The following is a 12,417-nucleotide window of genomic DNA, read 5'->3' as shown; positions in this document are numbered from 1 at the left end:
ATGCGGAACGACTTACTTCAGCTTCGCATCCTTGCGCAGCGCCTCGGCGCGGTCGGTCTTTTCCCACGAGAACGTGGTGTAGGACTTGCCGTTGGCGTCCTTGACCAGCTGCGGGGTGCGGCCGAAGTGGCCGTAGCTGGCGGTCTGCTGGTACATCGGGTGGATCAGGTCGAGCATCTGCAGGATGCCGTACGGGCGCAGGTCGAAGTGCTTGCGGATTAGCTTCTCGATCTTCTCGTCGCTGATCTTGCCGGTGCCGAAGGTGGTGACCGAGATCGAGGTCGGGTGCGCCACGCCGATCGCGTAGCTCACCTGCACCTCGCAGCGGTCGGCGATGCCGGCGGCCACGATGTTCTTGGCCACGTAACGCGCGGCGTAGGCGGCCGAACGGTCGACCTTGGACGGGTCCTTGCCCGAGAACGCGCCGCCGCCATGACGAGCCCAGCCGCCGTAGGTGTCCACGATGATCTTGCGGCCGGTCAGGCCACAGTCGCCCACCGGGCCGCCGATGACGAACTTGCCGGTCGGGTTGATGTGGATCTTGGTGGCCTTGTGCAGCAGCTTGGCCGGCAGCACGGGCTTGAGAATGTGCTCGCGCACCGCCTCGATCAGGTCCTTCTGCTTGACCGACGGGTCATGCTGGGTCGACAGCACCACGGCGTCGATCGCGGTGGCGACGCCGTTCTCGTAGCGCAGGGTGACCTGGCTCTTGGCGTCCGGGCGCAGCCACGGCAGCGGCGAGTTCTTCCGCTTGCGGACTTTCGCCTGCTGCTCGACCAGGCGGTGCGAGTAGTAGATCGCCGCCGGCATGAAGTCCTTCGTCTCGTTGGTGGCGTAGCCGAACATCAGGCCCTGGTCGCCGGCGCCCTGGTCTTCCGGGTTCTTGCGGTCCACGCCCTGGTTGATGTCCGGCGACTGCTTGCCGATCAGGTTGATCACGCCGCAGGTGGCGCCGTCGAAGCCGACGTCGCTGGAGTCGTAGCCGATGTCGAGGATCACCTTGCGGGTGATCGCCTCCAGGTCGATCCACGCGCCGGTGGTGATTTCGCCGGCGACGATCGCCACGCCGGTCTTGACCATGGTTTCGCAGGCCACGCGGGCGCGCGGGTCCTGCGCGATGATCGCGTCGAGCACGGCGTCGGAGATCTGGTCGGCGACTTTGTCCGGATGGCCTTCGGAGACCGATTCGGAGGTGAACAGGTAGTTGGACATCGCGGTTTATATCCCTTTGTACGGATAGAAAGATAAATGAAGTCGGGCATGATACATCGCCGCCTGCGGTTTTGCAGCCCACCGTCGTTCAGCTCGTCCGGAGGTTGCCGCGCATTCAGCCGTATGGACGGCTGTTCGGCTTTTCACCTGCATCAGGCAGCCAGGCGCTCGCCGCTGGCCAGCGTGGCGAAGTAGTCGCGGGTCAGGCGCAACTGCTCGCCGGCGGTTTCGGCGCGGTTGACCACCTGCCGGAACGCGGCGTTCTCGGGGCGGTCCTTCGCGTACCAGCCCAGGTGCTTGCGCGCGATGCGCACGCCGGCCGGTTCGCCGTAGAACGCGTGCAGGTGTTCGAGGTGGCCGAGCAGGATCGCGGCCACTTCGGCCGGTTCGGGCTCGGGCAGTAGTTCGCCGGTGGCGAGGTAGTGGGCGATCTCGCGGAAGATCCATGGCCGGCCCTGGGCGCCGCGGCCTATCATCACCGCGTCGGCACCGGTGACGGCGAGCACGTGCTTCGCCTGCTGCGGCGTGCAGACGTCGCCGTTGGCCAGCACCGGGATGCGCACCGCGGCCTTCACCGCGGCGATGGTGGCGTACTCGGCCTCGCCTTCGTATTTGTCGGCGCGGGTGCGGCCGTGCACGGCCAGCGCGGCGATGCCGGCGTCCTCGGCGATGCGCGCGATGTTCAGCGCATTCCTGTTGTCGCGGTTCCAGCCGGTGCGGATCTTCAGCGTCACCGGCACGTCCACCGCATCCACCACCGCCTTCACGATGCGCGCCACCAGCGGCTCGTCCTGCAGCAGTGCGGAGCCGGACCACACGTTGCATACCTTCTTGGCCGGGCAACCCATGTTGATGTCGATCAGCTGCGCACCGTTGGCGACGTTGAAGCGCGCCGCCTCGGCCAGCATCGTTGGGTCGTAGCCGGCGATCTGCACGCTGACCGGTTCGGGTTCGCCGGCGTGGTCCATCCGGCGCAGCGACTTGCGCGTCTGCCACAGGCTTGGGTCGGCGGTGGTCATCTCCGACACGGCCAAGCCCGCGCCGAGCCGCTTGCACAGCAGGCGGAACGGCTTGTCGGTGACGCCCGCCATCGGGGCGAGCACCAGCGGCGGGTCGATGCGGTAGGGGCCGATTTGCATCCCGCCATTGTAGCTGCGCCGGTTCCGGCGCGATGAACCGGGTTGTTCAGCCGCGTCGCCGCGTGCGCGTGCGCCAGAACAGGAATCCGGTCGCCAGGAAGAATGGCGGCAGCACGCCGGCCACGGTGACCGCGAGCTGCCACGCCCGGCCGCCGACGCCGCCCGAGTGCAGCGGGTAGACCGCGTTGTTGATGCGCGTGCCGACGCCATCGGCGGTGGCGTCATGGCTGCCCAGCACGGTGGCGTTCCAGGGGTCGAGCCAGATCGTGCTGCGCCCGACCTGATGCCATTCGCCGGGCGCCTGCGCGCGGATCGCCAGCTGGCCGTTGTGCGCTCCCGGCAGCGTCATGCGATGCAGGGCGGCGCCGGGCAGCGCACGTTGCGCGGCGGCCAGCACGGCGGCCCAGTCGATCGGAGTGTCGCGCAGCGCGATCGCCGCCGGCGGTTTCGGCGGTGGCGGTTCGGCGAACACCGCACGCAGCAGCCGGCCGGTGCCGGCGCCATAGACCATCAGCGTGCCGGTGAGGCTGACCAGCAGGATCAGCGGCAGGGTGAGCACTCCGGCACTGCGGTGCCAGCTCAGCCAGCGCCGGGTGGGCGGCTGCACGTGCGGGCGCAGGCTGGCGGCGAGGTTGCGCCGGCCCGGCCACCACAGCAGCGGCCCGGACAGCAGCAGGAGCAGCACCAGCCAGCCGAGCACGCCCAGCACTTCCTCGCCGGTTTTGCCAGCCAGCAGGTGGGTATGCCATTCGCGCACGACTTGCAGCACGTCGCCGCGCGGCGCGCGCGTCAGCAACAGTTCGCCGCTGACCGGGTCGAGATAGCGCCGCGTGCCGTCGCCGAAATACAGCTGCCACACCGGCAGGCCGGGCAGCGGCAGATCGGCGGCGCGCAGGTCCTGCGGCTGCCATTCCGCGGCGATGTGCGCGAGCACGGCTGCGCGCTGGGTCGCGTCGGGCAGCGCGTGTCCGCCGAGCTGCGGGTAGGCCGCGCGCAGCCACGGTTGCTGCCAGGCGAGCAGACTGCCGCTGAGCGCGATCAGCGCATATGCCACGCCGACGCTGAGGCCGAGCCACAGGTGCAGCCGCTGCAGCCACTGCCGCGCGCGTCCGTGCAGTCGCCAGGGCGTCGGTCCGGCGATGGCAGCCCGCCCGCTCAAAACACCTGCTGCCAGGTCAGCGAGACCACGCGGCCGCGGCCGGCGAAGTACGAGTCGTCGTCGCCGACGGTCTGCGCCACGTAGTTGATGTACTGCTCGTTGGCGAGGTTCTGCACGCCCAGCGTCCAGTCGCCGGCGCCGCCGGTGTGCCACTTCAGGTAGGCGTCGGCGGTGCTGTAGCCGTCGAAGTGCGCGCTGCGCCGGCCCAGCGTGGCGAAGTCGCGGCTGTAGGCGTGGCTGACCTGCAGGTAGCTCGACAGCGCGTCGCCCCAGCGCTGCGTCCACGACAGGTTGAGCCGGTTCGGCGCGATGTTGGCGCCGTCGAGGTCGGAGTCGACCTCGCCGTCTCCGTTGCGGTCCGAGCGGCCGCGGTTGATCGCGAAGGAGGCGTCGAGGCGGGTGCCATCGAGTGGCTGCCAGTTCGCGCGCGCCTCCCAGCCACTGATCGCGGTGCGCTGGCGCATCACGTTGTAGACTTGGTTCGGCGCGTCGAACACCAGCACCGAGCCCAGCCGCGAGCGCGAGACGTAGTAGCTCACCCGCGCGCCCACGCGGTCGCCGGCGTACTCGGCGCCCGCCTCGCGGTTGTCCGAGACCACCGGCTTGAGGTCGAGGAAGTCGGCCACGCTCTGGCCGGGCTTGTTGATCGCACGCAGCACGCGGCCCACGTCGGGCAGGGTGTAGCCCTCGGCGTAGCTGGCGAACAGGTTGAGCCGGCCGGTGAGGTACCAGACCGCACCGAGGTTCGGCAGCGTCTTGCTGAAGCGGGTGGAGCCGCCCTGCACGGTGACGCCGTTATAAGCCGCCAGCGTCTGGAAGGTGGGCACCTCCAGCGTGCCGTGTTCCTGGCGCAGGCCACCGGACAGCGACAGCGACTCGAGCGGCCAGTACTCGGCCTGCAGGAACGGTGCCCAGCCGGTGTAGGTGCTGTCGGGCACCCAGTGGCGGCCGGTGTGGGTCAGTTCCTGGAAGGTGTGGTCGCGGTAGCCGTCGGCACCGGCCAGCACGGTGAGCTTGTCGTCGAGCAGGCCGCGCTTCGCCCATGACAGCCGGGCGCCGTCCTTGGTCGACACGTTCTGCGACTGGTCGAACAGCAGGCCCGGGCCGTAGGCCGGGTCCTGGAAGGTGCCGAACGTGCCGCCACCGAACAGCTCGCGGTTCTTCTGGTGATAGAGCTGCGCACGCAGTTCGCCGCCGGCCAGTTGCGGGTCGCGGTAGTCGAGGCTGCTGGTCAGCACGCGGTTGCGCGGCGCATCGCCGGGCTGCTTGCCGCGGACCGAAGTGGTCGGCAGGTCGGCGGCCATGTCGCCCGGTACGGCGGTGTAGTCGCCGTTGCCCTGCAGGTCGAAACGGTTGACCGTCAGCTGCAGCCGGCGTGCGCCCGCGAAGTCGTAGCCGAGCTTGGCAAAGCCGTCGGTGCTGCGCGAATCCATCAGGTCGCCCTGGGTACCGTCGACGCCGATCAGCCGTCCCTTCGCGTCGGAGTACATGCCGCGCTTGCGCCATGCCGCGCCGGCGACCAGGTCGAACGCGCCGCTGCGCATGCCCAGCAGGTACGCCGCGCCGTAGCCCAGGCCGTTCGCGCCTTGGGTCGGCGCGCTGGTGTTGACGGTGACTTCCTGGCGCACGCCGTCCTGCTTTGGCGCCTGCTTGGTGATGATGTTGATAATGCCGCCGGCGGCGCCCAGGCCCTGCATCGAATTGGAGCCCTCGACGATCTCGATGCGCTCGATCATCGCCGGGTCGATCGTGTAGGCATCGCGCGAACCGTTGCGCAGCGGGCTGGACTGCGGCACGCCGTCGATCATGTACAGCGGATTGCGCCCGCGCAGGGTCTGCCCGCGCGAGCTGAGTTTCTGCGTCGAGGGGGCGAACGAGGGCAGCAGGTTGCCGATGGCGTCGGAGAGGTCCGGGTTGATCGCCAGTTGCTGGCGCAGGTCCTCGGCGGTGATCACCGTGATCGTGGTCGGCAGCGCGCCCTGGCTTTGCGGCATGCGCAGCGTGCTCTCGGAAACCTCGACACGCCGGAGTTCAACGGCATCCTCCTGGTCGGCGGCATGGGCGACGCCGGCGAAGGCGAGCACGAGGGCAAGGGCGAGCGGGCGAACGGTGGATGACATGGGAGCCTCCGGTTGGGGAGGCGCATGTTAAATGAAAATGATTCGCAATAACAATTGCCGTGGCGCCGGCTTCGCCCGGTTCAGTGCGTGGGCACGGCCCGTTGTGCCGCCAGCGGGTCGTGCCGGTGCTTGAACAGCGGCACGAACAGCAGCGCCATCAGCAGCGCGTAGCCGGCGAAGGCCAGCCAGATGCCGTGCCAGTCCTTGCAGATCAGCACCGCGTCGTTGCAGCTGTGGTCGGTGAAGAAGTGGTCGATCACGAAGCCGGCGATCAGGCTGCCCAGCACGGCGCCGACGCCGTTGGTCATCAGCATGAACAGGCCCTGCGCGCTGGCGCGGATCTTCGGGTCGGCCTGGCTCTCGACGAACAGCGAGCCGGAGATGTTGAAGAAGTCGAACGCCATGCCGTAGATGATGCAGGAGAGCACGATCATCCACAGCCCGCCGGCCGGGTCGCCGAACGCGAACAGGCCGAAGCGCAGCACCCAAGCCAGCATGCTCATCGTCATCACCGCCTTGATGCCGAAGCGCTTCAGGAAGAACGGGATGGTCAGGATGAACGCGGTTTCGGAGAACTGCGAGATCGAGATGATGATGGTGGAGTACTTCACCGCCAGCAGGTTGGCGTACTCGGGCACTTTGACGAAGTCGCTGAGGAAGGCGTCGCCGTAGGCGTTGGTCAGCTGCAGCGCCGCGCCCAACAGCATCGCGAAGATGAAGAACACCGCCATGTTGCGGTTCTTGAACAGGGTGAACGAGGTCAGCCCCAGCCGGTCGGCGAGGCCGCGGCCTTCCGCGGCGCGCAGCCGCGGCGGGCACTTGGGCAGGGTGAAGGCATACAGCCCCAGCAGCAGCGAGGCGGCCGCGGCCACGTGGAACTGCGCGGGCGAGGCCTTGAAGCCGAGCAGGCTGGTGGTCCAGGTGGCGGCGATGAAGCCGATGGTGCCCCACACGCGGATCGGCGGGTAGGTGTTCACCACGTCCAGGCCGTCCTGCTTAAGCGCGTTGTAGGCCACCGTGATCGCCAGCGAGATGGTGGGCATGTAGAAGCACATGTTCAGCAGCATCACCCAGAACATCTGCTCCGGGCCCTGCACGTGCGGAATCGCGAACAGCACCACGGCGCCGCAGATCTGCAGCATGCCGTACAGGCGTTCGGCGTTGATCCACTTGTCGGCGACGATGCCGACCAGCGAGGGCATGAACAGCGAGGCGATGCCCATGGTCGAGAAGATCGCGCCGAAGCTGGTGCCCGACCAGTGCTGGGTCTGGAACCACCAGGTGCCGATGGTCAGCAGCCACGCGCCCCAGATGTAGTACTGGAAGAAATTGAGTACGGTGAGGCGGAGCTTGAGGCTCATGAACGAGGGTTCCCCTGCAAGGCCGGGGTCGGCCCCGTGGCCACGATGTTGTAGCGGGGCAGGTTAGACGACGCCAGCGCCAGGCGGCAAGGTGCGATGCGGCAGCTCAATCAGTGTCGGCCAGCGCCGCGGCCACGCGCGCGCGCAGCACCGGCAGCAGCTCGGCCTCGAACCACGGGTTGTGCAGCACCCAGGGCCGGTTGCGCGGGCTGGGGTGCGGCACCGGCAGCACGCCGTGGGCCAGGTGCGTGCGCCAGTCGCGCACCGTGTCGGTGAGCGTGGCCGCGCGTGCGCTGCCCAGCAGCCCCGCCTGCGCATACTGGCCGATGGCCAGGGTCAGGCGCACGCGGGGCATCAGCGGAAACAGCCGCGGGTGCCAGATCGCCGCACATGCGGGGCGTGGCGGCAGGTCGCCGCTGCGACCCTTGCCGGGGTAGCAAAAATCCATCGGCACGATCGCCACGCGCGCGGCGTCGTAGAACGTGTCGCGATCGATCTGCAGCCAGTCCCGCAGCCGCTCGCCGCTGACGTCGTTGAACGGGATACCGGTCTGCTCGACCTTGCGCCCCGGCGCCTGGCTGACGATCAGCAGTCGTGCTGTCGACGACGCCTGCAGCACCGGGCGCAGTCCCGGCGGGTTCTGCTGCGAGCAGGTGCGACAGCTGCGGATGTCGTCCAGCAGCTCATCCATCCGGCGCGACAGTTGCAGCAGTTCCGTCGTCGATGGCTCGCCAGGAGTGCGATGGGCGTCGTTCAAGGCAGCAACTTCCCCGGGTTCAGGATGCCGTCCGGATCGAACGCGGCCTTGATGCCGCGCATCAGGTCCAGCGTCGCGCCCGACAGCGCCAGCGGCATGAACTCGCGTTTCACCGCGCCGATGCCGTGCTCGCCGGACAGCGTGCCACCCAGCGCGAGCACCCGTTCGAACAGCTCGGGCAGGGCGGCGTACGCGCGCTCGATCTCGTCCACGTCGCGCGGCAGGAAGTTCACGTGCAGGTTGCCGTTGCCGGCGTGGCCGAAGCTCACGATCGGCACGGCGTGTTTTTCCGACAGCGCGCGTACGCTGTCCACCAGCGCGGGCAGGCGCGAGACCGGCACCACCACGTCCTCGTTGATCTTGTGCTGGGTCACCGCGCGCTGGGCGAACGACAGCGCCTTGCGCGCGGCCCACAGCGCGCGGGTCTGCGCTTCGTCGCGCGCCACCTCCAGCTGCACCAGGCCGTCCACGCGGGCGGCGGCCTCGACCGCGGCGCAGGCCGCCTCCAGCGCATCGGGCGCGCCGTCCAGTTCGATCAGCAGCAGCGCCGCGGCCTCGGGCACGCCGGCCTCGGGCTGGTGTTCGCGCGCCAGCTTCAGCGCCAGCGCGTCCATGAACTCCAGTGCGCAGGGTGTGGCCGGCTGCGCCATGATGCGCGCCACCGCCTGCGCGGCGCTGGCGGCGTCGCGGTAGCTGGCGCGCAGGCTGCGCAGCGCCGCGGGTTTCGGGGTGAGTTTCAAGGTGGCCTCGGTGATTACTGCCAGCGTGCCTTCCGAGCCGACCAGCAGGCGGGTGAGGTCGTAGCCGATCGCGCTCTTGCTGGTCTGCGTGCCGCAGCGGAAGCTTTCGCCGGTGCCGGCCACGCCGGCCAGGCCCAGTACGTTGTCGCGGGTGGCGCCGTATTTCACCGCGTGCGGCCCGGCGGCATTGCAGGCGAGGTTGCCGCCCACCGTGCACCACGGCGCCGAGCCCGGGTCGGGCGCCCAGAAGAAGCCGTGCGGCGCCAGCGCCTGTTGCAGCGCCTCGTTGGTGACGCCGGGTTCCACCAGTGCGAGGCGGTCGTCCGGAGCGATGCGCAGGATACGGTTCATGCGCATGAAGTTCGCCACCACGCCGCCGGCCAGCGGCACCGAGGCGCCGGTGGAGCTGGTGCCGCCACCGCGCGCGGTGAGCGGCACCTTGTGTTCGCGGCAGGCGCGCACCAGCGCCTCGACCTGCGCGTGGGTGGTGGGGAACACCACCGCGTCGGGCAGGTGTTCCTGGCGGGAATGGTCGCGGGCGGCGGCGCGCCGTTCGTCGGCGGCGGTGGCGAGTGCGTCGCCGGGGAAGATCTCGCGCAGGCGGGCGAGCAGTGCGTCGGGCAGGGGCATCGGCAAAGCGTAATCCACTCGCGGGAAGAAGTTGCTGCGCCAGATCAGCCGGCCTCGAACGCGCCGCGCAGCCAGTCGCGCCGAATGGCGTCTAGCGGACCGTCGTAGCTGACCACGTCGAAGCGGCAATTGCGCCGCGCGTGTTGCGGGTGCGCGGCGAGCCAGTGCTGTGCGGCCAGGATCAGTTTCGCCTGCTTGGCCGCGGTGACCGAGGTGGCGGCGTCGCCGTGGCTGGCGCTCTTGCGGTAGCGCACCTCGACGAAGACCACGGCGTCGCCGTCGCGCATCACCAGGTCCAGCTCGCCGTGGCGGGTGGTGTAGTTGCGCGCCAGCAGCTTCAGGCCGGCGCGTTCGAGTTCGCCACAGGCGCGCTGCTCGAAGCCGTCGCCGGCGGCACGCATCAGTTTGTCGCGGGCTGGAAGGTTCCGCTCGACGGGGAACCCGCTGGCGATGACCCGGACGTGGCAGGCGGCGCATTCGACGGTACATCGTCCATCTGCAGGCTGCCGCCCAGCGGGCGCGCCAGGCCGTTCTGGAACTGCGCCCAGATCAGCACGCGGCGCACGCGGCCGAACTGGTCGGCGGCGAGCTGGCCGCTGGCGCCGGGCACGTAGCTGCCGGGGTGGGCGCGCAGCCAGTCGAGATAGGGCACCAGGTTCCACGCATCCATGCCGAACGCGAACAGCCGCGCCGCGCCGCCGCGGGCAGCCGGCAGGCGTGCGGCGATCCCGTCGTGGTTCGGCAGGCCCGGCTGAGCGTCGAACAGCCACGGCGCATCGCAGAACTCCACGCCGTCCAGGTCGCGGTTCGCGGCGACGTCGTCGCTGCCGGCGTAGACGTGCGAGGTGGCGACCACCGGCAGGTTCGCCTGCGCGATGCGCAACTGCGGCAGCAGCAGGCGAGCCTGTTCCGGGCGCATGCTGATGAAGATGCCGGTGTCGTTCACCACGCCGCTGGGGGCGGGCGCAGCCGTGGTGCCGGCGGCCACGGGTTCGGCCGGTGTCATCGTTGCGTTCGTGCCGGCGCTGGCGGGGAGGTGCAGGTCGGCGATGAGGCTGGTGTAGGTGGTCGCGCCCGGCGGCAGGGTGACCGTGCCGGCCAGTTCGCCGCCGCGCGCGGCCAGCTCGGCCTTGAACGCGCTGGCCGCGCGCTGCGCGAAATCGTCGGTGGAGATCAGCACGTAGACCCGGCGCAGGCCGCGTTCGACCATGTGGTCGGCGGCCTGGGCGCCTTCGGTTTCCGGCAGCAGGCCGAACTCGCTGGTGTCGCCGGCGGGCAGTTGCTTGTCGTCGGGATGGTTCAAGGCCAGCAAGGGCACCGGCAATTGCGCCTGGCTGAACACCGCGGCGACTTCAGCACGGGTTAGCGGGCCAACCACCAGTCGCGCGCCGTTACTGACCGCCTGCTGGTAGGCCTTGACCGCTCCCTCGGCGGTGCCCTGGCTGTCGTAGACGCGCACTGAGGGGCGCGGCGCGTGGTTGCGTCCGGCGTCGAGGTAGGCGGCGAAGAAGCCTTCGCGGATCGCCGTGCTCGCCGCCGCGTAATTGCCATCGCCGGGCAGCAGCAGGGCGACCTGGCTGGGCACCTTGTAGCCTTCGCGCACGTTCGCGTCGGCGCCGGGCAACAGGGTGCCGACCGGCTGCTGCAGGTCCGGCGGCGGCTGCGCCACGGCGACACCAAGCTGGTTCAGCGCCTCGTTCACCCATGGCAGCATGCGGTCGCCGCGCTGCATCGCGGCGGCGCGCTGCTTGAGCGACTCGACGCCGACCTGGTTGAGCAGCGCGAGGACCTGCTTGCGGTTCTGGGCATGGTCGTAGCCGCTCAATTGGCCGTCCATCTGCACGCGGGTGCGCGCGGCGCCCCAGCGGTCGCCGCTGGCGGCCATCGCGCGGGCGCGCCACTCCAGCAGGCGCAATTGCAAGGCGGGCGGCACCGCGACGTTCGGCTGCGTGGTGAGCCGTAGCGCGGTGGCGGCGTCGTGCCTGTTGAGTGCCAGTTCGGCGCGCAGCAGGTCGAAGCGCAGCGGCTCGTCTCCGCTCAGGCGCTGGCGCTTGATGCTGTCCAGCACCGGGGCAGCGCGATCGAGCTGGCCTTCCTCGCGCCAGGCTTCGGCGGCCAGCAAGCGATAGCTGTCGGCGTGGCCGCTCGATTGCGCGGCGAGCGCCAGCCAGGCCTGGGCGGCCTGGTCGAACTGGCCTTGCCGGGACAGCGCTTCGGCACTTTGCGCGGCGGCGAGTTCGGCCGGCGAGCGCGGTGCGTTCGCCGGCACGCAGGCGGCCAGCACCAGCGAAAACAGCAGTCCGATCGCGGCGACGCGCGAGAGGCGCATGAAGCGCATGGGAGTTCCCTTGTTCGTCATGGTCGTCAATGCGCGATCATAGCGGATCGACTTGCCGGCTTACGGCGCAGGAGTTCGCAGATGTCATCTGTTCAGTCAGGCTGCCTGTGGGTGGTCGCAACGCCCATCGGCCATCGCGATGATTTGTCCGCCCGCGCAATCGAAACCTTGCGCGCGGTGGCGGTGATTGCCGCCGAGGACACCCGCCACAGCCGGCCGCTGCTGGTGCATCACAACATCGACACGCCGTTGATCGCGCTGCACGAGCACAACGAGCGCGATGCGGTGGACGCCATCGTGCGTCGGATGCAGGGCGGCGATGCGGTGGCGCTGATCTCCGACGCGGGTACGCCTTTGATCAGTGATCCGGGTTTCCGGCTGGTGCGCGCCGCGCGCGCGGCCGGCATCCGTTGCATCCCGGTGCCGGGCGCGTGCGCGGCGATTGCGGCGCTGTCGGTGGCCGGCCTGCCCAGCGACCGTTTCGTGTTCGAGGGCTTCCTGCCGCCGAAGGCGGCGGCGCGGCGCAGCCGGCTGCAGGAACTGGCCGGCGATGCGCGCACGCTCATCTTCTATGAGTCGTCGCACCGCGTCGCCGAGAGCCTCGCCGACATGCGCGACGTGTTCGGCGCCGACCGCGAGGCGGTGTTGGCGCGCGAACTGACCAAGCTGTTCGAGACCGTGCTGGGCGAACCGCTGGCGGCATTGGCCGAACGCGTGGCCAACGATCCCGACCAGCAGCGCGGCGAATGCGTGATCCTGGTCGCCGGCCGCGGCGAGGAAGCCGAAGCGAAGCTGGCCGAAGGCCGGCGCATCTTTGCCATCCTGCGCGACGAGTTGCCGCCGGCCAAGGCCGCCAAGCTCGCCGCGGCGATCAGCGGCGCGCCACGCAAACTCTTGTATGGCGAACGGGGAATGGAGAGTGGGGAATAGGGAATCGGAAAAGCGCGGCGCGCGAGCTTCT

General features: G+C 69.7%; 10 protein-coding genes. 1 reads left to right on the top strand and 9 read right to left on the bottom strand.

Annotation, left to right across the window (positions count from 1 at the left end):
- Positions 1 to 12 precede the first annotated feature (12 nt).
- The 9 genes from metK to IMW82_RS11710 form a co-directional block, all read right to left on the bottom strand.
- Positions 13 to 1,212, bottom strand: coding sequence for a methionine adenosyltransferase (gene metK, locus IMW82_RS11750; RefSeq protein WP_108471934.1), 1,200 nt, complete (start codon positions 1,210 to 1,212; stop codon positions 13 to 15).
- A 152-nt stretch (positions 1,213 to 1,364) separates the two neighbouring features.
- Positions 1,365 to 2,351, bottom strand: coding sequence for a tRNA dihydrouridine synthase DusB (dusB, locus tag IMW82_RS11745; protein WP_211004574.1), 987 nt, complete (start codon positions 2,349 to 2,351; stop codon positions 1,365 to 1,367).
- Between the two features lie 46 nt (positions 2,352 to 2,397).
- Positions 2,398 to 3,510, bottom strand: coding sequence for a PepSY-associated TM helix domain-containing protein (locus IMW82_RS11740; RefSeq protein WP_211004573.1), 1,113 nt, complete (start codon positions 3,508 to 3,510; stop codon positions 2,398 to 2,400).
- Positions 3,507 to 5,630, bottom strand: a complete 2,124-nt coding sequence (locus IMW82_RS11735) for a TonB-dependent receptor (RefSeq protein ID WP_211004572.1) — start codon at positions 5,628 to 5,630, stop codon at positions 3,507 to 3,509. The genes IMW82_RS11740 and IMW82_RS11735 overlap by 4 nt, the downstream gene beginning before the upstream one ends.
- 80 nt (positions 5,631 to 5,710) lie before the next feature.
- On the bottom strand, positions 5,711 to 6,991 hold the full coding sequence (locus tag IMW82_RS11730; RefSeq protein ID WP_211004571.1) for a nucleoside permease: 1,281 nt from the start codon (positions 6,989 to 6,991) through the stop codon (positions 5,711 to 5,713).
- Between the two features lie 106 nt (positions 6,992 to 7,097).
- A complete protein-coding gene (locus IMW82_RS11725) occupies positions 7,098 to 7,682 on the bottom strand; it encodes a uracil-DNA glycosylase family protein (RefSeq protein ID WP_211004758.1) in 585 nt (194 codons plus the stop codon).
- Between the two features lie 62 nt (positions 7,683 to 7,744).
- A complete protein-coding gene (locus IMW82_RS11720) occupies positions 7,745 to 9,118 on the bottom strand; it encodes an FAD-linked oxidase C-terminal domain-containing protein (protein ID WP_211004570.1) in 1,374 nt (457 codons plus the stop codon).
- A 44-nt stretch (positions 9,119 to 9,162) separates the two neighbouring features.
- Positions 9,163 to 9,519: a YraN family protein gene (locus IMW82_RS11715; protein ID WP_211004569.1), complete on the bottom strand. Its 357-nt coding sequence runs from the start codon at positions 9,517 to 9,519 to the stop codon at positions 9,163 to 9,165.
- Entirely contained in the window at positions 9,519 to 11,456 is a 1,938-nt protein-coding gene (locus IMW82_RS11710; RefSeq protein WP_211004568.1) for a penicillin-binding protein activator, read from the bottom strand. The genes IMW82_RS11715 and IMW82_RS11710 overlap by 1 nt, the downstream gene beginning before the upstream one ends.
- A gap of 81 nt (positions 11,457 to 11,537) precedes the next feature.
- On the opposite strand from IMW82_RS11710, the gene rsmI reads away from it, so the two are divergent.
- Positions 11,538 to 12,386, top strand: a complete 849-nt coding sequence (gene rsmI, locus IMW82_RS11705; protein WP_211004567.1) for a 16S rRNA (cytidine(1402)-2'-O)-methyltransferase — start codon at positions 11,538 to 11,540, stop codon at positions 12,384 to 12,386.
- Positions 12,387 to 12,417: the final 31 nt, after the last annotated feature.

The organism is Rhodanobacter sp. B2A1Ga4 (assembly GCF_018101315.1).
GTDB lineage: Bacteria > Pseudomonadota > Gammaproteobacteria > Xanthomonadales > Rhodanobacteraceae > Rhodanobacter > Rhodanobacter thiooxydans_A.
Note: the sequence above shows the minus strand (reverse complement) of the source record. Positions and strands in the feature narration are given on the sequence as shown.